At 63.6% G+C, this 26,272-nt stretch carries 24 protein-coding genes; 11 read left to right on the top strand and 13 right to left on the bottom strand.

The features are described 5' to 3' along the window. Window positions 1-64 precede the first annotated feature (64 nt). Window positions 65-787, bottom strand: coding sequence for a two-component system response regulator ChvI (chvI, locus tag J2Z31_RS21460; protein WP_209604425.1), 723 nt, complete (start codon window positions 785-787; stop codon window positions 65-67). A gap of 328 nt (window positions 788-1,115) precedes the next feature. Between chvI and J2Z31_RS21465 the strand changes: the two genes are divergently transcribed. The 3 genes from J2Z31_RS21465 to J2Z31_RS21475 all read left to right on the top strand — a co-directional run bounded on the left by J2Z31_RS21465 (window position 1,116) and on the right by J2Z31_RS21475 (window position 3,983). Further along, on the top strand, window positions 1,116-2,726 hold the full coding sequence (locus J2Z31_RS21465) for a phosphoenolpyruvate carboxykinase (RefSeq protein ID WP_209604427.1): 1,611 nt from the start codon (window positions 1,116-1,118) through the stop codon (window positions 2,724-2,726). Window positions 2,727-2,848: 122 nt separating this feature from the next. Beyond that, window positions 2,849-3,283, top strand: coding sequence for an alternative ribosome rescue aminoacyl-tRNA hydrolase ArfB (gene arfB, locus J2Z31_RS21470; protein WP_209604429.1), 435 nt, complete (start codon window positions 2,849-2,851; stop codon window positions 3,281-3,283). 88 nt (window positions 3,284-3,371) lie between these two features. Beyond that, entirely contained in the window at window positions 3,372-3,983 is a 612-nt protein-coding gene (locus tag J2Z31_RS21475; RefSeq protein ID WP_209604431.1) for an alpha-ketoglutarate-dependent dioxygenase AlkB, read from the top strand. A gap of 32 nt (window positions 3,984-4,015) precedes the next feature. On the opposite strand, the gene coaA is transcribed toward J2Z31_RS21475, so the two are convergent. Genes coaA through hisB form a run of 7 tightly spaced genes read right to left on the bottom strand, consistent with a single transcriptional unit; the run spans window position 4,016 to window position 8,652 of the window. Beyond that, window positions 4,016-5,011 carry a type I pantothenate kinase gene (coaA, locus tag J2Z31_RS21480; RefSeq protein WP_209604433.1) on the bottom strand — a complete coding sequence of 332 codons (996 nt, stop codon included), beginning with the start codon at window positions 5,009-5,011 and terminating at the stop codon, window positions 4,016-4,018. Then, entirely contained in the window at window positions 5,008-5,331 is a 324-nt protein-coding gene (locus J2Z31_RS21485) for a phosphoribosyl-ATP diphosphatase (protein ID WP_209604435.1), read from the bottom strand. The genes coaA and J2Z31_RS21485 overlap by 4 nt, the downstream gene beginning before the upstream one ends. An 11-nt stretch (window positions 5,332-5,342) precedes the next feature. Next, window positions 5,343-6,119 (bottom strand): imidazole glycerol phosphate synthase subunit HisF, encoded by a 777-nt coding sequence (gene hisF / locus J2Z31_RS21490; protein WP_209604437.1) that lies wholly within the window; start codon window positions 6,117-6,119, stop codon window positions 5,343-5,345. After that, window positions 6,116-6,862, bottom strand: coding sequence for a 1-(5-phosphoribosyl)-5-[(5-phosphoribosylamino)methylideneamino]imidazole-4-carboxamide isomerase (hisA, locus tag J2Z31_RS21495; protein ID WP_209604439.1), 747 nt, complete (start codon window positions 6,860-6,862; stop codon window positions 6,116-6,118). The genes hisF and hisA overlap by 4 nt, the downstream gene beginning before the upstream one ends. 34 nt (window positions 6,863-6,896) lie before the next feature. Then, a complete protein-coding gene (gene hisH, locus J2Z31_RS21500; protein WP_209604441.1) occupies window positions 6,897-7,547 on the bottom strand; it encodes an imidazole glycerol phosphate synthase subunit HisH in 651 nt (216 codons plus the stop codon). After that, window positions 7,547-8,017 carry a DUF2628 domain-containing protein gene (locus J2Z31_RS21505; protein WP_209604443.1) on the bottom strand — a complete coding sequence of 157 codons (471 nt, stop codon included), beginning with the start codon at window positions 8,015-8,017 and terminating at the stop codon, window positions 7,547-7,549. Before J2Z31_RS21505 ends, hisH begins: the two co-directional genes overlap by 1 nt. Before the next feature lie 26 nt (window positions 8,018-8,043). Then, window positions 8,044-8,652 (bottom strand): imidazoleglycerol-phosphate dehydratase HisB, encoded by a 609-nt coding sequence (gene hisB / locus J2Z31_RS21510; RefSeq protein WP_209604445.1) that lies wholly within the window; start codon window positions 8,650-8,652, stop codon window positions 8,044-8,046. A gap of 317 nt (window positions 8,653-8,969) precedes the next feature. On the opposite strand from hisB, the gene hslV reads away from it, so the two are divergent. The 7 genes from hslV (at window position 8,970) to J2Z31_RS21545 (ending at window position 18,643) form a co-directional block, all read left to right on the top strand. Then, on the top strand, window positions 8,970-9,527 hold the full coding sequence (gene hslV / locus J2Z31_RS21515; RefSeq protein WP_209604446.1) for an ATP-dependent protease subunit HslV: 558 nt from the start codon (window positions 8,970-8,972) through the stop codon (window positions 9,525-9,527). Then, window positions 9,517-10,035: a GNAT family N-acetyltransferase gene (locus J2Z31_RS21520; protein ID WP_209604448.1), complete on the top strand. Its 519-nt coding sequence runs from the start codon at window positions 9,517-9,519 to the stop codon at window positions 10,033-10,035. Before hslV ends, J2Z31_RS21520 begins: the two co-directional genes overlap by 11 nt. Next, window positions 10,035-11,342 (top strand): ATP-dependent protease ATPase subunit HslU, encoded by a 1,308-nt coding sequence (gene hslU, locus J2Z31_RS21525; RefSeq protein WP_209604450.1) that lies wholly within the window; start codon window positions 10,035-10,037, stop codon window positions 11,340-11,342. Before J2Z31_RS21520 ends, hslU begins: the two co-directional genes overlap by 1 nt. A 206-nt stretch (window positions 11,343-11,548) precedes the next feature. After that, complete coding sequence (locus J2Z31_RS21530; RefSeq protein ID WP_209604452.1) at window positions 11,549-12,499, top strand: DUF1402 family protein; 951 nt, start codon at window positions 11,549-11,551, stop codon at window positions 12,497-12,499. Between the two features lie 109 nt (window positions 12,500-12,608). Then, entirely contained in the window at window positions 12,609-14,009 is a 1,401-nt protein-coding gene (locus tag J2Z31_RS21535; RefSeq protein WP_209604454.1) for a cytochrome P450, read from the top strand. Window positions 14,010-14,129: 120 nt separating this feature from the next. Continuing rightward, window positions 14,130-16,133, top strand: coding sequence for a hydantoinase/oxoprolinase N-terminal domain-containing protein (locus J2Z31_RS21540; protein WP_209604456.1), 2,004 nt, complete (start codon window positions 14,130-14,132; stop codon window positions 16,131-16,133). A 332-nt stretch (window positions 16,134-16,465) separates the two neighbouring features. Next, the gene (locus J2Z31_RS21545; protein ID WP_209604458.1) at window positions 16,466-18,643 is read left to right on the top strand and encodes a malate synthase G; all 2,178 of its coding nucleotides are present in this window, start codon (window positions 16,466-16,468) and stop codon (window positions 18,641-18,643) included. Between the two features lie 119 nt (window positions 18,644-18,762). Here the strand turns inward: J2Z31_RS21545 and J2Z31_RS21550 are convergent, their stop codons facing one another. Continuing rightward, complete coding sequence (locus J2Z31_RS21550; protein ID WP_209604460.1) at window positions 18,763-19,437, bottom strand: L,D-transpeptidase; 675 nt, start codon at window positions 19,435-19,437, stop codon at window positions 18,763-18,765. A 181-nt stretch (window positions 19,438-19,618) separates the two neighbouring features. Between J2Z31_RS21550 and J2Z31_RS21555 the strand changes: the two genes are divergently transcribed. Beyond that, a complete protein-coding gene (locus J2Z31_RS21555; RefSeq protein WP_209604462.1) occupies window positions 19,619-20,143 on the top strand; it encodes an MmcB family DNA repair protein in 525 nt (174 codons plus the stop codon). A gap of 7 nt (window positions 20,144-20,150) precedes the next feature. On the opposite strand, the gene J2Z31_RS21560 is transcribed toward J2Z31_RS21555, so the two are convergent. The 4 genes from J2Z31_RS21560 to lhpI all read right to left on the bottom strand — a co-directional run bounded on the left by J2Z31_RS21560 (window position 20,151) and on the right by lhpI (window position 25,929). Further along, on the bottom strand, window positions 20,151-20,732 hold the full coding sequence (locus J2Z31_RS21560) for an ActR/PrrA/RegA family redox response regulator transcription factor (RefSeq protein WP_209604464.1): 582 nt from the start codon (window positions 20,730-20,732) through the stop codon (window positions 20,151-20,153). Window positions 20,733-20,806: 74 nt separating this feature from the next. Beyond that, on the bottom strand, window positions 20,807-22,096 hold the full coding sequence (locus tag J2Z31_RS21565) for an ActS/PrrB/RegB family redox-sensitive histidine kinase (protein ID WP_209604466.1): 1,290 nt from the start codon (window positions 22,094-22,096) through the stop codon (window positions 20,807-20,809). Window positions 22,097-22,177: 81 nt separating this feature from the next. Beyond that, window positions 22,178-24,637 (bottom strand): ATP-dependent helicase HrpB, encoded by a 2,460-nt coding sequence (gene hrpB, locus J2Z31_RS21570; protein WP_408022048.1) that lies wholly within the window; start codon window positions 24,635-24,637, stop codon window positions 22,178-22,180. Between the two features lie 344 nt (window positions 24,638-24,981). After that, window positions 24,982-25,929 (bottom strand): bifunctional Delta(1)-pyrroline-2-carboxylate/Delta(1)-piperideine-2-carboxylate reductase, encoded by a 948-nt coding sequence (gene lhpI, locus J2Z31_RS21575; protein ID WP_209604470.1) that lies wholly within the window; start codon window positions 25,927-25,929, stop codon window positions 24,982-24,984. Window positions 25,930-26,272: the final 343 nt, after the last annotated feature.

The following is a 26,272-nucleotide window of genomic DNA, read 5'->3' on the forward strand; positions in this document are numbered from 1 at the left end:
CTCCTCAATGCGCCACAAACGGCGCCAAGGCAAGTCCGCCGCGACCGCAAGTCCCTTGGGATACTCAGGCCGACTCGCGAAAGCGGTAGCCGACGCCGTAGAGCGTTTCGATCATGTCGAAGTCGTTGTCGACCATCTTGAACTTCTTGCGAAGCCTCTTGATGTGGCTGTCGATCGTCCGATCGTCGACATAGACCTGCTCGTCATAGGCGGCATCCATCAGCGCGTCGCGGCTTTTCACGACGCCCGGGCGCTGTGCCAGCGAGTGCAGAATGAGGAATTCCGTCACGGTCAGCGTGACCGGCTCGCTTTTCCAGGTGCAGGTGTGCCGCTCCTGGTCCATGACGAGCTGGCCGCGCTCCAGCGAGCGTGACGGGGCGTCGGAATTCTTGGCCCCCCCGGCGCTGGCCGCGGCGATTTCGCGGTTGATCGCGCGGCGCAGTATGGCCCTGACGCGCTCGACGAGAAGCCGCTGGGAAAAGGGCTTGGTGATGAAATCGTCGGCGCCCATCTTGAGACCGAAGAGCTCATCGATCTCCTCGTCCTTGGAGGTGAGGAAGATCACCGGAAGATCCGACTTCTGCCTCAGCCGACGCAACAGTTCCATACCGTCCATGCGCGGCATCTTGATATCGAAGATCGCGAGATGCGGCGGGCGCGCCAGCAGCCCCTCGAGCGCGGATGCACCATCGGTATAGGTTTCGACCTTGTAGCCCTCGGCTTCCAGCGCGATGGACACGGATGTCAGGATGTTGCGGTCGTCATCGACAAGCGCGATGGTCTGCATCGTATTCTACTCCGTCTTTGATGCCGGTGCCGGGATCCGTCCTTAAAACGGGGCAACCGCCGAGTCACGGCCGCGTTAATTGAGTATAAAGGTGGAACAAATTGTGGCGAAGCGCAAATACGCCAGATGCTTTGATGCGGCGTGGCGCCGAAAATGCGGCATCAAATGGCGTATTTCAACCGATTAAAAAATACATAATTTTTCTTAAATCGATTAATATACTGAAATCATTACTCTTTTCGGATAGGCTGTCTTGTCTTAGGACGTCGGGACCAGTATGTTCCGGCGAAATTCAACGCCGCCGGCCAAACACGAAGGAAGCTTGACCATGGAGCAGCTTGGCAGCCGCAACCCCGCGAACGGGCTCGAAACGATGGGTTTTTCCGACCTCTCGGTTATTCGTTACAACTTCGAGGCAGCACAGCTTTACGAAGAAGCCCTTCGCCGTGGCGAGGCGGAACTGACGGCCCATGGAGCGCTCTGCGCGCGCACCGGACAGCACACCGGTCGCTCGCCGAAGGACAAGTATATTGTGCGCAATGCGGAGACTGCCGATCAGATCTGGTGGGACAACAACAGCGCCATTTCTCCGGAAAACTTCGAACGTCTTCGTCAGGATATGCTGGCTCATGCGAGGGGCATGTCGCTTTATGTGCAGGACCTTATCGGCGGTGCCGACCGGGAGAACGAACTGCCGACGCGCGTCATCACCGAGTTCGCCTGGCATTCGCTGTTCATCCGCAATCTCCTGATCCGGCCGCAACGCGAAGCGCTTGCGACGTTCCAGCCGAAGCTGACGATCATCGATCTGCCCAGCTTCAAGGCCAATCCCGAGCGCCATGGCTGCCGCAGCGAGACGATCATCGCCTGCGACTTCACGAATGGCCTGGTGCTGATCGGCGGGACCTCCTATGCCGGCGAGATGAAGAAATCTGTTTTCACCGCGCTCAACTACCTGCTGCCGAAAAAATCGGTAATGCCGATGCACTGCTCGGCCAATGTCGGCCCCGCCGGCGACACCGCGGTGTTCTTCGGCCTTTCCGGGACGGGAAAGACGACGCTTTCCGCCGACCCGAACCGCACCTTGATCGGTGACGACGAGCATGGCTGGGGCGAAAAGGGCGTCTTCAACTTCGAAGGCGGCTGCTATGCCAAGGCGATCCGCCTCTCCGAAACGGCTGAACCGGAGATTTTCTCGACGACGCGGCGCTTCGGCACCGTGATGGAGAACGTTGTTCTCGATGAGCGGCGCCTGCCGGACTTCGACGATGGCTCCTTGACCGAAAACACCCGCATCGCCTATCCGCTGAATTTCATCCCGAATGCGAGCAAGACTGGCGTTGCGCCGCAGCCGCGCACCATCATCATGCTGACGGCAGATGCCTTTGGCGTGATGCCGCCGATTGCCAAGCTCACTCCGGATCAGGCGATGTATCACTTCCTCTCCGGATACACCGCCAAGGTCGCCGGCACGGAAAAAGGCGTCACCGAGCCGGAAGCGACCTTCTCGACCTGCTTCGGCGCGCCCTTCATGCCGCGCCATCCGTCGGAATACGGCAATCTGCTCAAAGCCTTGATCGCCAAGAACGGGGTCACCTGCTGGCTCGTCAACACCGGTTGGACGGGCGGCGCCTACGGCACCGGAAGCCGTATGCCGATCAAGGTCACCCGCGCGCTCCTCTCGGCGGCGCTCGATGGCTCGTTGAACAACGCTTCGTTCCGCACCGACGCGAATTTCGGCTTCGCCGTACCCGTATCGGTCCCGGACGTCGACGACCGCATTCTCGATCCGCGTTCCACTTGGGCGGATGGTGCTGCCTATGATGTCCAGGCGCGGCGCCTCGTCGACATGTTCATCGCCAATTTCGCCAAGTTCGAACGTCATGTAGACGGCGGCGTCCGCGACGCCGCGCCGGGTGCGAGGGTCGCGGCCGAATAAGGCTTTTAGCCCATGATTCACGTGAAACCCGGCCGCAAGGCCGGGTTTTTCGGTTTTGCATAGGCCACGAGGCGAACGGACCGCCGCTTCACACGTTTGCGTGCTGTGTGCGATAGAGAATCATGGCAAGCGAACCGCTTTACATCGACGAGAAGATCGTTATCGCCGGCTGGGAGCTGACGGAGCAGTTCGTGCTGGCCGGCGGCCCGGGCGGGCAGAACGTCAACAAGGTGTCGACGGCCGTGCAGCTGTTCTTCAACGTCGCAGCATCGCCGTCGCTGCCGGAGCGCGTCAAGGCGAACGCCCTGAAGCTCGCCGGCCGCCGCGCCTCCAAGGACGGGGTGCTGATGATCGAAGCCAATCGCTTCCGCAGCCAGGAGCGCAACCGCGAGGATGCCCGCGAGCGGCTGAAGGAACTGATCCTCAAGGCAGCCGAACCGCCGCCGCCGCCGCGTAAGAAGACGAAGCCGACGCGCAGTTCCGTCGAAAGGCGGCTCAAGGAAAAATCCGGCCGCGCCGAGATCAAGCGGCTGCGCGGCCGACCTGGGGGCGATTGACGCGGCAAGAAGATTGCGGTTTTCGGGTAGCTCGACGCTGTCGCCGACGCTACATCCTCCTCAGGCAGGGAAGGATGGAAGACCAACGATGCAGGTGCTCCCGAAAGGCGTGAGGCATATTCCCGGGTTTCTGGACCGCCCGCGCCAGGAGGCGCTGGTCGAGGCGATCCGCCATGTCGTCGCCGAGGCACCGCTCTACGTCCCGGAGATGCCGAAAACAGGCAAGCCGATGTCCGTGCGCATGACGAATTGCGGATCACTCGGCTGGGTCACCGACCGCGACCACGGCTATCGTTACCAGGCTAAGCATCCGGTGACCGGCAGGCCCTGGCCGCCGATGCCGGACATTCTTCTCGAGATATGGCGCGCGGTTTCGGGGAGCGACAAGGCGCCCGAGGCTTGCCTCGTCAATTTCTATTCCGCTGAGGCCCGCATGGGCCTTCACCAGGATCGGGACGAGCGCGATCTCGTAACGGCGGTCGTCTCGATCTCTCTCGGCGACGCCTGCCTTTTCCGCGTAGGCGGGAAGACCCGCGGCGGTCAGACCACATCCTTCAGGCTGGAAAGCGGCGATGTCGTCGTACTCGGCGGCGAGGGGCGCCTCGCCTTCCACGGTGTCGATCGCATCTATCCGAACACCTCGACGCTGCTGAAGAGCGGCGGCCGCCTCAACCTGACGCTCCGGCGGGTCAATCCGTAAGGTGGGGTCCTCGTCGACGGAACCTTCTCTCCTCAGAGCTTCCTCAATGCCACGGTCTCCGTGAGGTGGTTCTGCCCCTTCTGGAGGATGATATCCGCGCGTGGCCGCGTCGGCAGGATGTTCTGGTGAAGGTTCTTCAGGTTGATGTTGTGCCACAGCCCTTCGGCGATTGCTCGTGCCTCCTCCTCGCTTATCTTCGCGTAGCGATGGAAGAAGGATTGCGGATTCTGGAAGGCCGTCTCGCGCAGCCGCATGAAACGGCTGACATACCAGCTGTGGATGAGGTTTTCGTCGGCGTCGATATAGATCGAGAAGTCGAAGAAGTCCGAGACCATCGGCACGATCTTGCCGTCGGCCGGGAGGTCGCGCGATTGCAGCACGTTGATCCCCTCGAAGATCAGGATGTCCGGCCGGTCGATGATCTGGAACTGATCGGGAATGACGTCGTAGGTCAGGTGCGAGTAGGTCGGCGCCTTGACGTTGGGTCGTGCGGCCTTGATCGCCGACAGGAAGCGCAAGAGCGCGCCGATGTCGTAGCTTTCCGGAAAGCCCTTGCGGTCCATCAGGTTTTCCCGGGTGAGGATCGCGTTCGGATAGAGAAACCCGTCGGTCGTCACGAGATCGACCTTTGGACTCGAGGGCCAGCGCGCGAGCAGTTCGGCGAGAATGCGCGCCGTCGTCGACTTGCCGACGGCCACCGAGCCGGCAATGCCGATGACGAAGGGCGTCTTCGTCTCGTCCGACATGCTGAGGAAGCGCTTGCGCTGCTGGAAGAGAATCTGCGAGGCTTCGACATGGGCGGAGAGAAGCCGCGAAAGCGAAAGATAGATGCGGCGCACCTCGCCGAGATCGACCGGGTCGTTGAGCGAGCGTAGCCGCTGCACCTCGTCGGCCGTCAGCGTCAGCGGCGTATCGGCGCGAAAGCGCGACCATTCCTCGGCGGAGAAGACGTGGTAGGGCGAATACTCGCCCCCCTGAAGATTGCCCGGAATATCGGCCGGTTCGATGTCTTTCGCGGCGATGCTCATGAATTTTGCCGGTTTGCCTTCTCCTGCAGGCCGGATTGGCTCGTCCGCCTGGCAAGTTCGCTCATGACATCCTGCAACGGGACGGCGGCGATATTCAATACGACCATAAGATGATAGAGGAGATCCGCACTCTCATCGATCAGATTCTTGCGATCGCCGCCGATCGCGGCGATCACCGTCTCCACCGCTTCCTCGCCGAGTTTCTTTGCCGCCTTGGTCTGGCCGGCGGCCACCAGCTTGGCAGTCCAGGAATCCTCCGGCGCCGCCTTGGCGCGGGTCGCCACGATCTGTTCGAGGTCGGAAAGCGTGAAATCGGTCATGACAAATCCCCTCAATCGAGGCGCATGGCGATGCCGTGCTCTGCCATGTAGCGCTTGGCCTCACCGATGCTGTAGGTGCCGAAGTGGAAGATCGAGGCTGCCAGCACGGCGGTCGCGTGGCCGTCGCGGATGCCCTCGACCAGGTGATCGAGCGTGCCGACACCGCCGGAGGCGATGACCGGCGCGCGAACGGCATCGGCTATGGCACGCGTCAGCGTGATGTCGTACCCAGCCTTGGTGCCGTCGCGGTCCATCGAGGTCAGAAGGATCTCGCCGGCGCCGAGATCGACGACCTTCTCGGCGAAGGTGATCGCGTCGATGCCGGTCGACTGCCTGCCGCCATGGGTGAAAATCTCCCAGCGGTCGGCTTCGCCCTCGGCCGAGACTTTCTTCGCGTCGATGGCGACGACGATGCACTGGTTGCCGAACTTGTCCGCCGCCTCGGCCACGAAATCAGGATTTTTCACCGCCGCCGTGTTGATCGAAACCTTGTCTGCGCCTGCAAGCAGGAGCTTGCGGATATCGGCCACCTGGCGTACGCCGCCGCCGACCGTCAGCGGCATGAAGCATTGCTCGGCGGTCCGGGCGACGACGTCGAAGATCGTCTCGCGATTGTCCGAGGACGCGGTGATATCGAGGAAGCAGAGCTCGTCGGCGCCGGCTTCGTCATAGGCCTTTGCCGCTTCCACCGGATCGCCCGCGTCGATGAGATCGACGAAATTGACGCCCTTGACGACGCGGCCGTCCTTGACGTCGAGACAGGGGATTACACGGGCTTTGAGCGTCATTGGACCATCCTCCTTCTCGCGTCCCGGATCAGCTCCAGCGCCTCCTTCGGGTCGATCCGCCCGTCATATAGCGCCCGGCCGGAAATCGCGCCTTCGAGCTTCCAGGCGTCCGGCGCGACCATCCGGCGGATGTCGTCCATTGACGCAAGCCCGCCGGAAGCGATGACCGGAATGGAAACCGCCTTGGCAAGCTCCAGTGTCGAGGCCCAATTGATTCCGGTCAGGATGCCGTCGCGGTCGATATCGGTATAGATGATCGCCGCAACGCCGGCACCTTCGAATTTCTTCGCAAGTTCGATGATCCCGAGCTCGGAGGCTTCCGCCCAGCCCTCGACCGCAACCCTGCCGCCCCTGGCGTCGATGCCGACCGCGACCCGGCCTGGAAACTTGTGGCACGCCTCGATGACCAGCGCCGGATTGCGCACGGCGACGGTGCCGAGAATAACGCGCGCGAGCCCCCGCGAGAGCCAGTTCTCTATGTGCTCGAGCGTGCGGATACCGCCGCCGAGCTGCACCGGATTCTTCGTCGCTTTGAGGATGGCGTCGACTGCGGCGCCGTTCACCGTCTCGCCGGCAAAGGCGCCGTTCAGGTCGACCACATGCAGCCATTCGAAGCCCTGTTCCTCGAAGGCGCGCGCCTGGGCGGCCGGATCGGCATTGTAGACGGTTGCCTGGTCCATGTCGCCGAGCTTGAGGCGCACGCATTGCCCGTCTTTGAGATCGATGGCGGGGAATAGAATCATGTGTTCGTCCGATCAGAGGGTCGCGGGGGCAGCCTCACGGCTTCCAGCGCAGGAAATTTGCGATAAGAGCAAGGCCCAGCGCCTGGCTCTTCTCCGGGTGAAACTGCGCACCGGCCTTGTTGCCATTGGCGACGAAGGCTGTCACCGGTCCGCCATAGTCGGTCACGGCGACCACATGGTCCGGATGTTCGGTGGCGAGGTGATAGGAGTGCACGAAGTAGGCGTGCAGACCGTTCTCGCCGGTCGGAATGCCTTCGAAGAGCGCGTGCGGCCGGACGAGGCCCAGCGTGTTCCAGCCGATCTGCGGGATCTTCAGCGACGGATCGTCGGGCGTCATCTCGACGACGTCGCCGGGAATCCAGCCGAAACCCCTGGTGATCGTCTTCTCGAGCCCGCGCGAGGACATGAGCTGCATGCCGACGCAGATGCCGAGAAAGGGCCGTCCCGCCGTCTCGACCGCTTCCGTCAACGCCTCCTCCATGCCGGCGACCTCGGCAAGGCCGCCGCGGCAATCGGCATAGGCGCCGACGCCCGGCAGCACGATCCGGTCGGCCGAGGCCACCCGGTCCGGCCTGTCCGTCAGCTCGATTTCGGCGGCGATACCGGCTTCGCGGGCGGCTCGCTCGAAGGCTTTTGTGGCCGAGCGCAGATTGCCCGAACCGTAGTCGATGATGGCGACGCGCATCAGCGTTCTCCATAGGATTCGAAAAGGCCGAGCCCGGCGGAATCTCCTGGCGGACCCGTCCTGGACCATTGGGTCGACTGCAACCGAGTTGCGCTTTTGGATTGCGCGGTTGCGGCCGAGTAATAGATTTCCTCCGCCGTCGCGATATCGGGCGCCGGAATGATCGTGCGCAGCGTCCAGTCCCGCGCCGAAAGGTGCCGTGCGATGAAAAGCGGGCCTTCGAGCGAAACCAGGAGGCTGAGCGCAAGATGCATGATCAGCGCAGCGACGAAGCCGCCGGGAAGCTGCAAGAGCAGGATTAACAGGATTTGCAGAATAGCAACTCCGATTCCGAGGAGCCATGTCTGCTTGGCCATCAGCCAGAGCGCGGGAAAGAAGAAGGCGGTCCAGGAGAAACCGTCCGCAACGAACCGCGCCCCTTCATCGTCGGCCGCGGCGCCCGGCGGGGTCATGATCAGGTAGGAGGCCATGGTCTTCAAGCCAGATCTGGATCGGCTCAGGCAAGCGTCCCCTTGGTCGAGGGAACGCGTCCAGCCTGGCGCGGATCGATTTCGGTTGCGGTGCGAAGCACCCGGGCGACGGATTTGAAGCAGGTCTCGGCGATGTGGTGATTGTTGGCGCCATAGATGTTCTGCACATGCAGGGTGATGCCGGCATGCTGGGCGAAGGCCTGGAAGAACTCGCGCACGAGTTCGGTATCGAAGGTGCCGATCTTCGGCGACGTGAAGGTCACGTTCCAGACGAGAAAGGGCCGGCCCGAGACATCGACGGCGGCGCGCGTCATCGTTTCGTCCATGGCGAGGTCGATCGAGGCATAACGGGTGATGCCGCGACGGTCGCCGAGCGCCCTGGCAAGCGCCTGGCCGATCGCAATGCCGGTGTCCTCGACCGTATGATGATCGTCGACATGCAGGTCGCCCGCGGTGTTGATCTCCAGGTCGATCAGGGAATGGCGGGAGAGCTGCTCCAGCATATGATCGAAGAAGCCCACCCCGGTCGAGATTTTCGACACGCCGGTCCCGTCGATGTTGACCGAAACGGAAACGTCCGTTTCATTCGTCTTACGCGACACTTGGCTGGTGCGGCTGGGCATCACCTCTGCCATCAAGCTCTCCTGTATGCGCTGGGCGCCGCAATTTGCCAAAGGCGCCAGGACGGTATCAAGAACTCCGGAGGAATAGGGGGTGCCGGGCGCTCGCCGCATATTCCGTCCTGAAGTAGAGCCGCTGCATATCAGGCGGGGCGCGAAATATCCAGAACGGCAACAGAAATTCCATCTTTCCCGACCGGCGGCGCAGCCGCGATCGACGATGGGTGAAGCGGCATATTTGCAATCGCGCCGAGCCGACTTACATAGGCGTCAAGCAGCAAGGCTCGTTCGAGCCGCAACGCCCCGCATCCACGGGGCCGACGGGTATTTTCATGAGCGAACACAATCCATACGGAACCATGCATGCGACCACAATCATCACCGTGCGCAAAGGCGGCAAGGTGGTGATGGCCGGCGACGGCCAAGTGAGCCTCGGTCAGACGATCATGAAGGGCAATGCCCGCAAGGTCAGGCGCCTGTCGAAGGGCGACGTGATTGCCGGTTTCGCCGGTGCGACGGCGGACGCCTTCACGCTTCTGGAACGGCTCGAGGCGAAGCTCGAGCAATATCCCGACCAGTTGATGCGTGCGGCCGTTGAACTCGCCAAGGATTGGCGCACCAACAAATATCTGCGCGATCTCGAGGCGATGATGCTGGTTGCCGACAGGACCGTGACCCTGGCGATCACCGGCAATGGCGACGTGCTCGAACCGGAGCACGGGACGATCGCCATCGGCTCGGGCGGGAATTTCGCGCTCGCAGCGGCACGGGCGCTGATGGACAGCGATAAATCGGCGGAAGAGGTCGCCCGACGGGCGCTTCAGATCGCCGGCGACATCTGCGTCTACACCAACCACAGCATCGTCGTGGAGACGCTGGATGCCGACTGACGGGGCAAAGGTCAGCTTCGAGCGGGTGGCCGACCGCCACCTGCCGATGCTCCTTGCCTGGCTATCGGAGCCGCATGTCCGACAATGGTGGGGCGACCCGGAGGTGGAACTGGGATTGATCCGCGACGGTTGTGAGAGTGGTGAGGTCGACGGCTTTGTCTTTCACGTCGCCGATGAGCCGGTTGGCTACATCCAGTCGTGGATCCCATCGCACTATGACGAGGAGCCCTGGGCGAAGGATCTCTCCGCCGATACGCCGGGCGTCGATATTTTCGTAGGCCGGCCGGAGTTGACCGGCAAGGGCATTGCCACGCTCGCGCTTCGAGCCTTTGCCGCGAGGCTGTTCGAGAAAGGTGCCCGGCGCATCGTCATCGATCCCGATGCCGGCAACCGCCGCGCGGTCAGAGCCTATGCGAAGGCCGGTTTTGTACCCTTCGGCGAATGGATAGGCGAGTCCGGTCGCACCCTGCTGATGGAATTGACGCGGACTGAGTTTGAGAGGAATTGATGAGCAACTTTTCACCCAGAGAAATCGTATCGGAGCTCGATCGCTTCATCATCGGCCAGAAGGACGCGAAGCGGGCAGTTGCGATCGCGTTGCGCAACCGCTGGCGCCGTCAGCAGCTCAGCGACGAGCTGCGCGACGAGGTCATGCCGAAGAACATTCTGATGATCGGCCCGACCGGTGTCGGCAAAACGGAGATTTCCCGCCGTCTCGCCAAGCTTGCCGGCGCCCCCTTCATCAAGGTGGAGGCGACCAAATTCACCGAAGTCGGCTATGTCGGCCGTGATGTCGAGCAGATCGTGCGCGATCTCGTCGAAGTCGGCATAGCGCTCGTGCGCGAGAAGAAGCGCGCCGAGGTGAAGGCCAAGGCGCACCAAAACGCCGAGGAGCGCGTTCTCGATGCGCTGGTCGGCACGACGGCATCGCCGGCGACGCGTGACTCCTTCCGCAAGAAGCTCCGCGCCAACGAACTCGATGACAAGGAGATCGAGATCGACATTGCCGACAGCGGCATGCCTGGCGGTGCATTCGAGATTCCCGGCATGCCGGGCGCCAATATCGGCGTCTTGAACCTCTCCGAAATGTTCGGCAAGGCGCTTGGCGGCAGGACCAGGAAGGTCAAGACGACGGTCAAGGATTCCTACGAGCTCCTGGTCACCGACGAATCAGATAAGCTGCTCGACAACGAGCAGATCCAGCGCGAGGCGGTCGCCGCGGCGGAAAACGACGGCATCGTCTTCCTCGACGAGATCGACAAGATCGCCGCGCGGGACGGCGGTCTCGGCGCCGGCGTATCGCGCGAAGGCGTCCAGCGGGATCTGTTGCCGCTGGTCGAGGGCACGACGGTTGCGACGAAATACGGGCCTGTGAAGACGGACCACGTTCTGTTCATCGCCTCGGGCGCGTTCCATGTTTCCAAGCCGTCGGACCTTCTGCCGGAGCTCCAGGGCCGTCTGCCGATCCGGGTGGAGCTGCGCGCCCTGACCAAGGAGGACTTCCGCCGGATTCTGACCGAAACCGAGGCAAGCCTTATCCGCCAGTACAAGGCGCTGCTCGAGACCGAGGGCTTCTCGCTCGATTTCACCGAAGATGCGATCGATGCGCTTGCCGAGGTTGCCGTCCAGCTCAACGCGAATGTGGAGAACATCGGCGCGCGGCGCCTGCAGACGGTGATGGAGCGCGTCCTGGACGATATCTCCTTCAACGCGCCGGATCGAGGCGGCCAGGCGATGATGATCGACGCGGAATATGTCCGCAAGCACGTGGGCGACCTTGCCGCCAACACGGATCTGTCGCGCTACATCCTGTGACTTTTGTGCCCGGTCCCCGGGAAAAGCCCACCTGTCACGGTATTCCTGGGGCGCCTGTCACTCGACAGGCGCCCTCGTTTTTTCTAGAGCGGTGTCGATCAACCGATATGCGGCATGATTCCGACATGATTCTGCCTTACGGGCCCGCGCCGATCGGACCTGGCCTGGTCAGTTTCATGGAAAGCAGTCCCACAGGAAGACAGAACGTGCGTCTCACCGCTTGCCTCCTCGTCATCGCCACGCTTTGCCTCGCCGCCGCTGGACCCGCCGCGGCCGAGATCCTCACGGTGCCGGAAGGCAACCGCCATGCCGAGCAGCCGCATGTTCCCGGTGCCTCCGTGCGCCGTACCAAGGCCGGCCGGACCTCCTTCGATGCGAAATACGAGAAGGTGCGCGATCTTCTAGCCTCCGACCGCAACCTCGTCGCAAAGATCAAACAGACTGCAGCCGCCTATGGCATCGCCCCCATTCACATGATCGGCGCCATCGCCGGCGAGCACACATACAATGTCGACGCCTATGACCGCCTGCAGGCCTATTACGTCAAGGCGGCCGCCTATGCCGGCAACAGCTTCCGCTTCGGTTACGAGGGGGAATCCATCGCAGAATTCGTCGAACGGCCGCAGTTTTCCGCCTGCGCCGGCGAGGCAACGTCGTACGCGCTTTGGAGCTGTCGAGAGCGTGTATGGGAGAGCGAGTTCCGAGGCCGGTTGGTCGGCGGAAAGGCCTTCCCCGACAATCGACTCAGCGCCGTGTTTTTCCAGCCCTTCTTCGCGGGCCAGACATTCGGCCTCGGCCAGATCAATCCGCTGACCGCCCTCAAGCTGACGGACATGGTTTCACGCGTATCCGGCTACGGCCGACTCGACGAGAGCAATGCGGCCAACGTCTACGCGGCGATCATGGAACCAGACGTGTCGCTCGCCTACATGGCCGCCTCGATCCGGCATTCGATCGACGCCTACCGCTCGATCGCGGGCATGGACATCTCCAAAAATCCCGGAATAACGGCGACGCTCTACAATGTCGGCAATCCGGACCAGCGCGCAGCCGCGCTCGCCGCCAGGAATTCGGGCGACGAGGTCCATTGGCCTGAGGAAAACTATTACGGCTGGCTCGTCAACGAGAAGCGCGCCGAACTGGACGCTTTGCTCTGAAATGGGCGCGCCGCGACCGGCGCAAATAAAAGTGCTTCACGTGAAACCCGCCCTTGATTGCGCCGGCGAAAGCTGAGACGCTTGAGCATTAAGCACAGGCACCTCAATCATGGACACGCGACCGGAGCCGTTCGAGCCGCCCGCGCCGGTGCCGCGAACCGGCATTCCTTCGCGGCTGCAGATCATCCGTACCGTACTTCGCAATCCGCTCGAACTCTGGGGCGAACCCTCCTACACGCTGCCCTGGATCGAGACGAAATTCATCAATCAGCGCACGCTGATCGTCAACGACCCCGGTCTCATCCGGTACATTCTCGTCGAGAACGCCGCCAACTATGAAATGTCGGACGTTAGGCGGTTGATCCTTCGTCCGATCCTGCGCGACGGACTGTTGACGGCGGAAGGGGAGGTCTGGAAGCGCTCGCGCAAGGCCATGGCGCCGGTCTTCACGCCGCGCCACGCCAAGGGCTTTGCCGGCCAGATGCTGCGCGTCTCGGAATCTTTCGCCGAACGCTACGAGCCGGCGGCGTCGGAGCCCCTCGTCGCCAATATCGCCGTCGACATGACGGAGCTTACCTTCGAAATCCTAGCCGAGACGCTCTTCTCCGGAGAGATCGCCGTCGAGAAGGAAGGATTCGCCGCCAATGTCGAGGAGTTGCTGCAGCGGATGGGTCGGGTCGATCCGATGGATCTTCTCGTCGCGCCGAAATGGGTACCGCGGCTGACCCGGATCGGCGGTCAGAAGGTGCTCGACCGCTTCCGCGGTGTCGTCTCCGAGACAATGGCGCAACGCCGATCGCGGATGGCGAACGACCCCGGCAATGTTCCGAACGACTTCCTGACGCTCTTGCTGCAGCTCGAAGGACCGGAAGGGCTTTCGACCTTGGAGATCGAGGACAATATTCTGACCTTCATCGGCGCCGGCCATGAGACGACGGCGCGCGCACTCGCCTGGTGCCTCTATTGCGTCGCCAATACGCCTGCCTATCGCGAGGTGATGGAGCAGGAAATCGCTGCGGTTCTTGCAAGCGGCGCCGATCCCGTGGATTGGCTCGGTCGCATGCCACATGTGCTTGCCGCTTTCGAGGAGGCGCTGAGGCTCTACCCGCCGGCGCCCTCCATCAATCGCGCGGCGATCGAGGAAGATCAATGGATCTCGCCCGAGGGGGAGCGGGTGGCGATCCGCAAGGGTATATCGGTGCTGATAATGCCGTGGACCTTGCACCGACATCAGCTCTATTGGCAAAAACCGCGCGCCTTCATGCCCGAGCGCTTCCTTCCCGAGAACCGAGAGAAGATCAATCGTTTCCAATACCTGCCCTTCGGAGCCGGCCCGCGCGTCTGTATCGGCGCGACTTTCGCGCTGCAGGAGGCGATCATCGCGCTCGCCGTACTCATGCACCGCTTCCGCTTCGATCCGACCGAGGCGACGCATCCCTGGCCGGTGCAGAGGCTGACGACCCAGCCGAGGGGCGGACTGCCGATGCAGGTATCGCTGCGGCCGCGGTGATCCGCGGCTGCGACGGTGAATGTCTCTCCGGGCAATGGCCAATCTCGGAAATTTGTCCTATCACCGGCACGATCCTCACATTCGGACTGGCCTCGTCTCTCTCCCAGGATTCAGCAGAAATTGACCGCGCATCTTCTTCTCGGCATCGATACCGGCGGCACCTATACGGACGCCGTCCTCTTCAGTGAAGCAACCGGCGTCGTCGCCAAGGCCAAGGCGCTGACGACGCGGCACGATCTTGCCGAGGGTATTTCGGGTGCCGTCGAGGCCGTCCTCGAAAGGGCGAAGGTTCCGGTTTCGGCCATCAGCCTCGTCTCGCTTTCGACGACCCTTGCCACAAACGCGCTCGTCGAGGGGCAGGGCGGCCGCGCCGGACTGGTGATGATCGGCTTCGGGCCCGAGGACCTGAAACGCGATGGTCTCGAGGAAGCGCTCGGAAGCGACCCGGTCCTCTTTCTTCCGGGTGGTCACAACGTCCATGGCGGCGAAACGCCGCTCGACATGAGTGCGCTCGAAAGTTCGCTTCCCACGCTCCGCCAGCAGGTGTCGTCATTTGCCATTGCGGGCTATTTCGCCGTTCGCAATCCGGACCACGAAAAGCGCGTGCGCGAGCGTATCCGTGAGGTCTCCCACCTCCCGGTCACCTGCAGCCACGAACTTTCCTCCAAGCTCGGTGGTCCGCGCCGGGCGCTGACGACGCTTCTCAATGCGCGGCTCGTCTCGATGATCGACCGGCTGATCGGTTCCTGCGAGGATCTCCTGAAGGCCCGCGGCATCGACGTGCCGATGATGGTGGTTCGTGGCGACGGCGCTCTGATTTCCGCGGCCGAAGCGCGGTTGCGACCGATCGAGACGATCCTCTCCGGACCGGCGGCGAGCCTGGTCGGCGCCAAGCACCTGACCGGACTGGAAAGCGCCGTCGTTTCCGACATCGGCGGCACGACCACGGATGTCGCCGTGCTCGAGGGCGGCCGCCCTCGGCTCGATGCCGAAGGGGCGGTCGTCGGAGGGTTCCGTACCATGGTCGAGGCGGTCGCGATGCGGACCTACGGCCTCGGCGGCGACTCCGAGGTCAAGATCAACGACCGCGGCCTCAAGGCGAAGCTGGAGCTCGGTCCTCGCCGTCTGCTGCCCCTGAGTCTGGCCGCCCATCTGCACGGCGACGCGGTGGTGTCGGTGCTCGAGAAGCAATTGCGGGCGACCCATGCCGGCCGTCATGACGGCCGTTTCGCCGTGCGCACGGGGCTGCCGGATCATCTGGCGAGCGGGCTGCAGCCGCAGGAGCAAGGGCTTTACGATCGGATCGGCATGGTCCCGCTGGCGCTTGCGGACCTCCTCGTCAGCACGCCGCAGCGCGCGACACTCGACCGGCTGGTGGCCCGCGGCCTCGTTCATATTGCAGGGCTGACGCCCTCCGACGCCATGCATGTGCTCGGTCGGCAGGCGCAGTGGAATGCCAAAGCGGCACAGCTTGGCCTCGAGATCGCCGCCCGCTGCAAGGACGGTTCGGGCCAGCCGATCGCGACGTCTGCCAAGGTGCTCGCTGGAATGATCGTCGACCGGCTGACGCGGCAATCCTCGGAAGTGATCTTGCAAGCCTGCCTCCACGAGGACGGCGCCGGCGCGATCGATCCCGCCGCCTCGCTTGCCGTCGATCGGGCGCTCAGGCGCGAGCCCGGTATCGTCCGGTTCTCGCTGGGCCTCGACCGGCCGCTCGTCGGTCTGGGCGCCTCGGCGCCAGTCTATTATCCGGCGATTGCGGATATGCTCGGCACCAGGTCGGCGATCCCGGACGAGGCAGATGTAGCCAATGCGGTCGGCGCCGTCGTCGGGCAGGTGCGCGCCACGATCACCGTCTTCGTGACGACACCGGAGGAGGGCATCTTCGTCGTCAACGGCGCAGGCGCCAGCGAGCGCTTCCTCGATCAGGAAGAGGCTTTCGGTGTCGCCCGCCGCCGTGCCGAGGCCATCGCGCTGGAGACGGCGCGTGCGAACGGCGCGGAAGAGCCGGCCGCCACCCTGCGCGAAGAGATCGATGCGCCGGAGATCGAGGGCGGACGAAAGCTCATCGAGGCGCGCTTCATTGCCTCCGCCAGCGGCCGGCCGCGAATCGCGCATTCCTGATTTTTCCATCCGGGAAACGATTGTTGGAGCGGCATGCGCTCACAAGCGTTCGCGCCCCGCCCCATTTCCCTTGTATTTGCCGCACCTATGCGACGTCCGCCAATGCCGCGGTGGGCCGTCCAGAATGGTTGCTTAAATTTTCCTTTTGTCTGAGGTCCCTGCCCCAAAACCGTGGGACACTTTTCGGAACTGCTTTGCACTTTGGCAGCATTGACAGAGGACCGTTTGATGAGAGACTGCGCCCACTTGGGAGCGGGTGTGCTTGGTCGGTTACCGCATGTATCCTTGTTCCATCCATTGGTTTGAACCTCAGAGATTTCGGGAGTTGCGGCATGGATCGCGTTGAGAAATATGGCTTGAAGATCGATGCTGGGCTCCACCGTTTTCTGGTTGAAGAGGCAATGCCGGGCACCGGAATCGGCGCCGAACACTTCTTTTCCGCCTTCTCGGATATCGTTCACGACCTCGCGCCGAAGAACCGCGCCCTTCTGGCGAAGCGAGACGAGCTGCAGGCGAAGCTCGACGCCTGGTATCGCGAACATGGTGCGCCTTTCGATATCGACGCCTACGAGGCTTTCCTGACGGAAATCGGCTATCTGCTGCCTGAAGGGCCGGATTTCGCCGTCACCACCGACAATGTCGATCCGGAGATCGCAACGATCGCCGGACCGCAGCTTGTCGTTCCGGTGATGAATGCCCGCTATGCGCTGAACGCCGCCAATGCCCGCTGGGGGTCGCTCTATGACGCGCTCTACGGCACCGACGCGATTCCCGAGGCGGAGGGCGCCGAACGCGGCAAGGGCTACAATCCCGTGCGCGGCGATAAGGTCATCGCCTGGGTTCGCGATTTTCTCGACGCGAGCGTTCCGCTCGCCGACGGCCGCTGGAGCGAGGTCGGCGGGTTTGCGGTCGCTGGCGGGGTCCTTGCCGTTACCCTGACCGACGGCACGAAGACTGCGCTGCGGAATCCAGCCCAGTTCGTCGGCTATTCCGGTTCTGTCGACGCACCTTCTGAAATCGTTCTGCGCCGCAACGAGCTTCACATCGTCATTGTCTGCGATGCGACGACCTCCATCGGGCAGGTCGATTCGGCAGGCATTTCCGATGTCATCCTGGAATCGGCGATCACCACGATCATGGACTGCGAGGATTCGGTGGCCGCGGTCGACGCCGAGGACAAGGTGATCGTCTATCGCAACTGGCTGGGTCTGATGACAGGCGACCTCGCGGAAGAGGTCACGAAGGGCGGCCGGACCTTCACGCGCAAACTCAACGCCGATCGTGTATTCGCTGCACCAGCTGGCGCCACTTTGACCCTGCCTGGCCGCTCGCTGATGCTGGTACGCAATGTCGGCCACCTCATGACCAATCCGGCGATCCTCGACTGCGACGGCCGCGAGGTTCCGGAAGGCATCATGGACGCGATGGTCACGGCGCTGATCGCGTTGCACGACATCGGCCCGAACGGTCGCCGGGCCAATTCGCGCGCCGGCTCCATGTACGTCGTCAAGCCGAAGATGCACGGGCCGGAAGAGGTGGGTTTCGCCTGTGAGATTTTCGCTCGCGTCGAGGCGGCGCTTGGGCTTCCGGCGAATACCATGAAAATGGGCATCATGGACGAGGAGCGGCGCACCACGGTCAACCTCAAGGAATGCATCCGCGCCGCCCGCGAACGCGTCGTCTTCATCAATACCGGCTTTCTCGACCGCACCGGGGACGAGATCCACACCTCGATGGAAGCAGGCCCGATGATCCGCAAGGGCGACATGAAGCAGGCCGCCTGGATTTCGGCCTATGAGAATTGGAACGTCGACATCGGCCTGGAATGTGGCCTTTCCGGTCACGCCCAGATCGGCAAGGGCATGTGGGCAATGCCGGACCTGATGGCGGCAATGCTCGAACAGAAGATCGCCCATCCGAAGGCCGGCGCCAACACCGCCTGGGTCCCTTCGCCGACGGCCGCGACCCTGCATGCCACGCATTACCATCGCGTCGACGTTGCCGACGTCCAGACGGGCCTCAAGAACCGGCCGCGTGCCCGGCTCGCGGATATCCTCTCGGTGCCGGTCGCGGTGCGGCCGAACTGGACCGAGGGGGAGATTCAGCGCGAACTCGACAACAATGCCCAGGGTATCCTCGGCTACGTGGTCCGCTGGGTCGACCAGGGAGTCGGCTGCTCCAAGGTTCCGGACATCAACGATGTGGGCCTGATGGAGGACCGCGCGACATTGCGGATCTCGTCCCAGCACATGACGAACTGGCTGCACCACGGCATCGTCGACGAGGCGCAGGTCGTCGAGACGATGAAGCGCATGGCGGCCGTCGTCGACCGTCAGAATGGCGCAGATCCGAATTATCAGCCGATGGCCGGCCGCTTCGACGAATCGATCGCCTTCCAGGCTGCCCTCGAGCTCGTGCTCAAGGGCCGCGAACAGCCGAATGGTTACACCGAACCGGTGCTGCATCGCCGGCGGCTGGAGCTCAAGGCGAAAGCGGCTTCAGAAATTTAAGTGCGGTTCTCCGCGGTTGCCCCTCATCCGCCTGCCGGCCGATGCGCTAACATCAATACGAAAGAGCCGCCTGGAACTAGACCCGGCGGCCCTTTGATCTCGATTCGAATGCTGCAACCCTACTGCTGCACGACCACGCGCGCGTTGCGGCCGGGGCGAACCCGCGAATAGAGGTCGATGATATCCTGGTTCATCAGTCGGATGCAGCCGGATGATGCGGCGGTGCCGATGGAGGACCATTCCGGCGTGCCGTGCAGGCGGAAGAGGGTGTCGCGGCCTTCCTGGTTGAAGAGGTAGAGCGCGCGGGCGCCGAGCGGATTGCTCAAGCCCGGGCCCATGCCTTCCTCGACATATTTGGCGACTTCCGGCTTGCGTTCGGCCATTTCCTTCGGCGGATGCCAGGTCGGCCATTCCTGCTTCCAGGCGATGTAGGCTTCGCCTTCCCAAGCGAAACCGGCCTTGCCGACTCCGATGCCGTAGCGGACGGCCTTGCCGCCCGGCAGCACGTAGTAAAGGAAGCGATTCGGCGTGTTGACGACGATGGTGCCGGGGCGTTCCTTGGTCGCATAATCGACGATCTGGCGATGGAAACGTTCATCGAGACGGTTGATCGGAATTGCCGGCAGGGGGTATCCGTGGTCCTCGACCGCGCCATAATCGCCAGTAAAGATCTGGTTCGTCGCGACCTTTACGCCGTCGGAGGAGGAGCCGGCGGTGGACGTGGTTTGCGAGCAGCCGGCGATGAGGACGGTGGCAGCGAGGCTGCACAGAAGGAGAGCGTTGCGGAAGCGCATGGGGGTCTCGTAAAAGGGAGTAAGGAAACAGGGGAGGGGGTGCCCGGCCGTCAGCTTATTTGCGATTGCAATGCGCTTCGCAAGGGATCGCGCCGCCACAATTCGGCCTTGAACTGTAAATTCCGCGACGATTGCTTTTTTGCAACAAGCGGCGGGAGCGGCGCCTTGCGCTGAAATAGGGATGACGATTCTATCGATCCATGGCGACAATCCGCTTGCCGACGGCCGGCAGTCGGAACGGGCATTGAAGGTACGCCGCGGCGTACAACGCCTGCTTGCCGAACTGCGCCACGCCGTGCTGCCGGAGCTGACGCTTGCAAGCGGCCGACGGGCCGATCTCACCTCGCTTTCGGCGAAGGGCGAGATCTGGATTGTCGAGATCAAGACCTCGATCGAGGACTTGCGCGTCGACCGCAAATGGCCGGACTACCGGCTGCATTGCGACAGGCTGTTCTTCGCGACGCACCCGCAAGTGCCGCTCGACATCTTCCCCGAGGACTGCGGTCTCATGCTCTCCGACGGCTACGAAGCGCATATGTTGCGCGACGCGCCGGAACATCGCCTGGCGGCAGCGACGCGAAAATCGGTGACGCAGGCCTTCGCCCGGGCAGCGGCGCAGCGCTTGATGCTCGCCGAATGGGCGGCGGAAAGAAATGGCGAACTCGGCGAATCGATTCGCGACATTGTCGCCGGTGCGCGAGATTAGGCCCCGATTATTTCGGCGCCCGCTTTGCCAGGATTCGCTGCAGCGTGCGGCGGTGCATGTTGAGACGCCGCGCCGTTTCGGAAACGTTGCGATCGCACATCTCGTAGACACGCTGGATGTGTTCCCAGCGGACGCGATCGGCCGACATCGGATTTTCCGGCGGCTCGACGCGCTCGCCCGAGCGCTGCACCAGGGCAGCGAAGATGTCGTCGGCGTCGGCCGGCTTCGAAAGGTAATCGACCGCCCCGAGCTTCACCGCGTTTACTGCCGTGGCGATATTGCCGTAGCCGGTAAGCACGATCATCCGCGTGTCGTCACGGCGCCCGCGGATCGCCTCGATGACATCGAGACCGCTGCCATCGCCCAGCCTCAGGTCGATGACCGCATGTTTCGGCGGGTTGCCCTTGGCCTTCGCTATCCCCTCGGCGACGGATTCCGCGATATCGACGGTGAAGCCGCGTGCCTCCATGGCGCGGGCGAGCCGCCGCAGGAATGGCCCATCATCATCGACGATCAAAAGCGTCCTGTCCGGCCCGATCAGCTCGGCATCTGACTGCGTGCTTTGTCCAGCCGTTGATTTTTCCGTCATTCTTCAATTCCCGAGCAAGGACTTCCTGCTGAAACTATGGGTTTTTCTCCGCGTCTTCAATAAACCTCCAGGAATCATTTCGCCAGCTTGGTATCCATGAGAGCGCGCGGCCATTCGACGCTGACGCGGGCGCCCGGATCACCGTTTTCGAAGCGCAAACGGGCACCGGACCGTTCCAGCAGCGTCTTGGCGATGAAGAGGCCGAGTCCGAGGCCACCGGCGCTGTCGTCCTTCTGCCGCCTTGTGACGTAGGGCTCGCCGATACGGGCGAGGACGTCCGGCGCGAAGCCGTCGCCGTCGTCCTCGATGATGATTTTCACGCGCTCGGCCGTGTGCTCCACCGTCACCGTCACCGCCTGCCGCGCATAATCCACGGCGTTTTCGAGAAGATTGCCGAGGCCGTAGAGGATGCCGGCATTGCGGCTGCCGATCGGTTCGCTGCCGCGGTCGCCCTTCTCGATGAGCTTGATCTCGATCCCGAATTCACGGTGCGGCGCCATTACCTCTTCGATGAGCGAGGAGAGCGGCAGGAGCCGCATGTGCTCCTCGCTGTCGGACGACAGCGTCGTCAGGCGCTTGAGGATATCGCGGCAGCGCTCGCTTTGGCTTCGCAACAGGTGGACGTCCTCGCCGAAGCGGGGATCGTCGCCAAGCTCGCGCTCCATCTCCTTGGCGACGACGCTGATCGTCGCAAGCGGCGTGCCGAGCTCGTGGGCGGCGGCGGCGGCGAGGCCGTCCAGCTGCGACAGGTGCTTTTCGCGTTGGAGCACGAGTTCGGTCGCCGTCAGCGCTTCGGAAAGCTCGCTAGCCTCGAGTGAAACCCGATAGGTGTAGAAAGCGGCGAACGCCGTCAGCGAGACGATCGCGAACCAGATGCCGATCGTAAGGACGCTCGGCATCAGCAGGACGGTCCCGGGATACCACGGCAGCGGGAAGGGCGATAACGCAAGCGCGGTAACACCGATCACGGCGAAGCCCGCGAGAACGATACTGTGCGGCTTCGGTTGCGAGGCCGATGAAATGATGACCGGAACGCAAAGCAGCGGCGCGAAGGGGTTGGCAAGTCCGCCGGTAATGAAGAGCAGTGCCGTCAGCTGCGCGAGATCAAGCCATAGCAATACGAAGGCGGCCGCGGGCGTCAGCCGGTGCGCCGGCGGATAGCGGACGGTGAGAAAGGCGTTGAGGATCGCCAGGCTCGCGATCAGGGCCGAACAGGAGACCAGCGGCAGGGGGAATTGTAGCCAGAGCGCGGTGACGATGACGGCGAGCGACTGGCCGCCGACCGCCAGCCAGCGCAGCCGTACGAGCGTCTGCAGCCTGAGGCTGCGATTGCCGTTGAGATTGTCGAGCGCCATTGCCGCCATGCTGGTTTTCGGTCCTCTCACACGCTTGTGGCTGGCTGGAGTTTATCGCGACGGGAGAGATAAACCAGCCCCGGACGGCGCTCATGTGCCGCGCGGCTTCGCGCGTGTCGTCGGCATCGCATTGGCCGGGTCGTCCGGCCAGGGATGCTTCGGATAGCGCCCGCGCATGTCGGCTCTCACGTCCTTCCAGGAGCCCGACCAGAAGCCCGGCAAATCGCGGGTCGTCTGGATCGGCCTGTGGCCGGGCGAGATCAGTTCGAGCAAGAGCGGCAGCCGGCCGTCGCCGATCGTCGGGTGGGTCTTCAGTCCGAAAAGCTCCTGCACGCGGATCGACAAGAGCGGCTCGTCGCCGTCGTAATGGATCGGATGCCGCTGTCCCGTCGGCGCTTCGAAATGCGTTGGTGCCAGCCTCGCGAGGTCGCGTTGGAGTTCGTAAAGCACGAGCGACATCAGGCCTTCGGCAAGATCGCGGCCCTGGATGCCGCCAAAGCCGCCGGCCTCCCCTTGGAAAGGAACGAACCACTCGTCGAGACGAGAGATCAGCGCCGCGTCCGATACATCCGGCCAGGGTTCGCCGATCGAGCGGTGCAAGAAGCCGATACGCTCGCGCAATTGCGCGACCTCCTTCGGGAACGGCACGGCGGCCAGCCCGAGTTGGCGGACGCCGTCGGCGAGCGCCCGGGCGGCCGCCTCACCGACAGGACGCGGCAAGGGTTTCTCCTCGAAAATGATGGCACCGAGCCGCGTCACTCGCCGCGCCCTCACCTGTCGGCTCGCCCGATCGAAGAAGCTCTGCTCTTCGCTGACGATCGCGTCCGGCATGTGCGCCTCGACATCGGCCCTGGTGATCTCCGCCGCCGCGAGTACCCGCTGAGCCCCCGCCCGCCCCGTCAAGTCGGCGATCACCAGCATCCCCGCTGCCGCCAACCGCTCGGTCTCAGGCACTTCCGCGCCACGCCCATTGGCCATCACGAAACGGCCGCGGCCGCCGCGCTGCAGTGCGATGCGGTCGGGAAAAGCATGCATCAGCAGGGGACCGGGCAGGGGGCGCTCGCCACTGCCCTTTGGGCCGCCGAGTTCCGCGGCCATGCGCCGGGCAAGCCCGCGCCCGGCTTCCGCCCGCTCGCCGCGGTCGCTTCGGAAGCGACGCAGCCGTTCCTCGATGTCGACGCCGTTGCCGCCGAGGCCCTGCTCGGTAAGCATCACTGCGATCAGACAAGCTTCCGCCGCCTGTCCCTGCTCGGCTGCGGAAACCGCCATGGCCGCGAGCCGCACCGGCAGCGCCAGGTCTCGAATCTTGCGACCCCTCGGCGTCAGCGCGCCCTTGGCGTCAATGGCCCCGAGTTCGACGAGAAGGTTGCGCGCTTCGTTGAGCGTCGTCTCAGGCGGCGGGTCGATGAAGGCGAGCGATGAGGGATCGGCAACACCCCAATGGGCGAGATCGAGCAGGAGGCCGGAAAGGTCGCTCGCGAGGATCTGCGGCGGTGTGAAGTCGGCAAGCGCCGCCGTCTGGCCCGCATGCCAAAGCCGGATCGCGATACCTGGCTCGGTGCGACCGGCGCGGCCGGCGCGCTGATCGGCGGACGCCTTCGAGACGCGCACGGTCTCCAGTCGCGTGATTCCGGTAGTGGCCTCGAATACCGGCAGCCGCTGCAGGCCGCTGTCGACGACGATCCGCACCCCATCGATGGTGATCGAGGTCTCGGCGATCGACGTTGCAAGGACGATCTTGCGGGTGCCCTTCGGCGCCGGGCGAATTGCCGCGTCCTGCTCCCTCTGGCCGAGGTTACCATAGAGCGGCACGACCATCGTCGTCTCGTCAAAGCGTCCCCTGAGGCGCTCTGCGGTCCGCGTGATCTCGGCCTGGCCGGGCAGGAAGGCGAGGATCGAGCCCTCCTCCAGGCGATGTGTCTCGGCGATCGTCCGCACCATGGCATCCTCGACGCTTTCGCCGGTGCTTCTCGTCTCGTAGCGAATGTCGATCGGAAAGCTCCGCCCTTCGCTCTTGAGCACCGGCGCATCGCCGAGCAGGTTTGCGACACGCTCGACGTCGAGCGTCGCGGACATGACGACGAGCCGCAGATCGTCGCGCAAGGCCGACTGCACGTCGAGCGCCAGCGCCAGCCCGAAATCCGCATCGAGCGATCGCTCGTGAAATTCGTCGAACAGCACCGCTGAAACTCCGGCGAGTTCCGGGTCGTCAAGGATCATCCGGGTGAACACGCCCTCGGTCACCACCTCGATCCGCGTCTTGGCCGATATGCGATTGTCAAGCCGCATGCGGTAGCCGACGGTTTCGCCGACCCTTTCGCCGATGAGTTCGGCCATGCGCCCCGCGGCCGCCCTGGCCGCAAGCCGGCGCGGCTCGAGAAGGACGATCCTGCCGTCGCCGCGCCATGGCTGATCCAGGAGGAAAAGCGGGACCAGCGTCGTCTTGCCGGCGCCGGGCGGGGCCGAGAGCACGACCGATCGGGATTTGTCGAGCGTTTCCGCGAGCGCGGGCAGTACTTCCGAGACTGGCAATGATGGAAGCGCACGCATCAGGCGCATCCCTCGCCTGCAATCGCGACGGCTCGACCGCCCGCCGCTTCGGCTGGGGAAATGCTCGGCAGCCCGTCTGCCTTTGTCTTGCAGAAGACGAAATCGCGCATTCGCCGCAGCCAGCGCGGCCCGATTTCGGCCCTCGAAATCGATTTTATACCCGTCCTGGAACCTGCCCCGGCGATATTCTGCATTCACGTCCTCATTGCCCGCGGGTTGCGCAATAGCAATTGGCTCCCGAGCGATGCAACGACAATTGCAAGGAGGCGAGAAGCGCCTGACCAGCTGAAGGCGCTGGCCGCCAGAGGTAGAAGGCGCGACAGCCTCGCTCGTGCAGCGTTCGCCTATGCCTTTGCCCGGTGCGCTTCGAAGGCTAGTACCGCCCCGGCGAGATCCTCGAGCGCCGCTCCGACCGATTTGAAAAGCGTGATTTCGTCGGGCGAGGTGCGGCCCGTGTGCTTGCCCCTTGCGAGCTCGAACAGATCGGCGCGGATCGCCTCCTCCGTTATCGCTCCGGCGCGAAGCGGCTGGACGATGTCGCCCCCCTCGCTGAGCGCGCCCTCGCGCGTATCGACGAAGATGCTGGCGCGACTGACGGCGCGATCGTCCGTTTCCCGCATGGTCGGCTTGAAAGCGCCGATGAGATCGAGATGGCTGCCGGGCTTCAGCCAGTCGCCGAGGATCAGCGGCTCGGACGATAGCGTCGCGCAGGAGATGACGTCGGCCTCCCGTGCCGCGCTCGCAAGATCGGTCGCCACGGAGATTTCGATGCCTTTAAGATCGAGATCGCGCGCTGTCGCCTCGGCCTTTTTCGGGTCGCGTCCCCAGATCGTCACGTGACGAATCGGGCGCACGACGGCATGGGCTTCGATGACATTGGTCGAAAGCCGCCCGGTGCCGACCATCAATAGCCGGCTTGCGTCCTCGCGAGCGAGGTAGCGTGCCGCGAGCGCGGAGGCCGCTGCGGTGCGCCGCGCCGTCAGTTCGCCGCCGTCGACGATGGCGAGCAACTCCCCGGTCCTGCCGGATGAGAGCAGATAGCTGCCATGGATCGCCGGGAGGCCGCGCCCCTGGTTGCCTGGAAATACCGACACCATCTTTACGCCGATATAGTCGCCCGGCTGCCAGGCCGGCATCAAAAGCAGCGTCGCATCGGCCTCGCCTGGTACCTCCACCTCGTGATGATGGCGCACCGGCATGACGCAGCCCCGTGCAAACATGTCGGCGAGCGCCTTGACGAGGCCGTCCCAGGGGAGCGCCGCGCGTGTCTGAGCCGCATCGAGTACCAGCATTTCCGAATTCTCCCGAGTTGAGGATCGGGGGACACTAGCAGTCTTTGACAGGGGTGAAAACGCGCCTGGCGGCGCTGGACTTCTCCGGCGTGCCACCCCTTGAAGCGTGGTATTTCGTTAACCATATAAGCGAGCGTCCCCAACAACGGCCGTGGCGAACGAGTGGAACTCTCATTGGTAGAAATTTCGCTCGCTTTCTCGCCTGATCAGAAAATACGCGGTGAAAATCAACCACTTACGATTTTCTACGATTTTTTGAGAAAAGGCTGTTGACGTGCGAATGGTGGCGGGTCTATAAGCCCGATCACTGACGAGGGCGGCGGCGCTGCTGGCGACGACGGCT

Origin of the sequence: Sinorhizobium kostiense, from assembly GCF_017874595.1 — a bacterium.
GTDB lineage: Bacteria > Pseudomonadota > Alphaproteobacteria > Rhizobiales > Rhizobiaceae > Sinorhizobium > Sinorhizobium kostiense.

Coding starts and splice junctions, on each gene's coding strand:
- hslV (WP_209604446.1), top strand. CDS start 8,970: ATGAGCGAACACAATCCATACGGAACCATGCATGCGACCACAATCATC.
- J2Z31_RS21465 (WP_209604427.1), top strand. CDS start 1,116: ATGGAGCAGCTTGGCAGCCGCAACCCCGCGAACGGGCTCGAAACGATG.
- hisH (WP_209604441.1), bottom strand. CDS start 7,547: ATGCGCGTCGCCATCATCGACTACGGTTCGGGCAATCTGCGCTCGGCC.
- arfB (WP_209604429.1), top strand. CDS start 2,849: ATGGCAAGCGAACCGCTTTACATCGACGAGAAGATCGTTATCGCCGGC.
- J2Z31_RS21505 (WP_209604443.1), bottom strand. CDS start 8,017: ATGGCCTCCTACCTGATCATGACCCCGCCGGGCGCCGCGGCCGACGAT.
- J2Z31_RS21555 (WP_209604462.1), top strand. CDS start 19,619: ATGACGATTCTATCGATCCATGGCGACAATCCGCTTGCCGACGGCCGG.
- J2Z31_RS21475 (WP_209604431.1), top strand. CDS start 3,372: ATGCAGGTGCTCCCGAAAGGCGTGAGGCATATTCCCGGGTTTCTGGAC.
- hisB (WP_209604445.1), bottom strand. CDS start 8,652: ATGGCAGAGGTGATGCCCAGCCGCACCAGCCAAGTGTCGCGTAAGACG.
- hrpB (WP_408022048.1), bottom strand. CDS start 24,637: ATGCGTGCGCTTCCATCATTGCCAGTCTCGGAAGTACTGCCCGCGCTC.
- J2Z31_RS21550 (WP_209604460.1), bottom strand. CDS start 19,437: ATGCGCTTCCGCAACGCTCTCCTTCTGTGCAGCCTCGCTGCCACCGTC.
- J2Z31_RS21485 (WP_209604435.1), bottom strand. CDS start 5,331: ATGACCGATTTCACGCTTTCCGACCTCGAACAGATCGTGGCGACCCGC.
- J2Z31_RS21520 (WP_209604448.1), top strand. CDS start 9,517: ATGCCGACTGACGGGGCAAAGGTCAGCTTCGAGCGGGTGGCCGACCGC.
- chvI (WP_209604425.1), bottom strand. CDS start 787: ATGCAGACCATCGCGCTTGTCGATGACGACCGCAACATCCTGACATCC.
- J2Z31_RS21535 (WP_209604454.1), top strand. CDS start 12,609: ATGGACACGCGACCGGAGCCGTTCGAGCCGCCCGCGCCGGTGCCGCGA.
- hisF (WP_209604437.1), bottom strand. CDS start 6,119: ATGACGCTCAAAGCCCGTGTAATCCCCTGTCTCGACGTCAAGGACGGC.
- hslU (WP_209604450.1), top strand. CDS start 10,035: ATGAGCAACTTTTCACCCAGAGAAATCGTATCGGAGCTCGATCGCTTC.
- J2Z31_RS21545 (WP_209604458.1), top strand. CDS start 16,466: ATGGATCGCGTTGAGAAATATGGCTTGAAGATCGATGCTGGGCTCCAC.
- J2Z31_RS21565 (WP_209604466.1), bottom strand. CDS start 22,096: ATGGCGGCAATGGCGCTCGACAATCTCAACGGCAATCGCAGCCTCAGG.
- coaA (WP_209604433.1), bottom strand. CDS start 5,011: ATGAGCATCGCCGCGAAAGACATCGAACCGGCCGATATTCCGGGCAAT.
- lhpI (WP_209604470.1), bottom strand. CDS start 25,929: ATGCTGGTACTCGATGCGGCTCAGACACGCGCGGCGCTCCCCTGGGAC.
- J2Z31_RS21560 (WP_209604464.1), bottom strand. CDS start 20,732: ATGACGGAAAAATCAACGGCTGGACAAAGCACGCAGTCAGATGCCGAG.
- hisA (WP_209604439.1), bottom strand. CDS start 6,862: ATGATTCTATTCCCCGCCATCGATCTCAAAGACGGGCAATGCGTGCGC.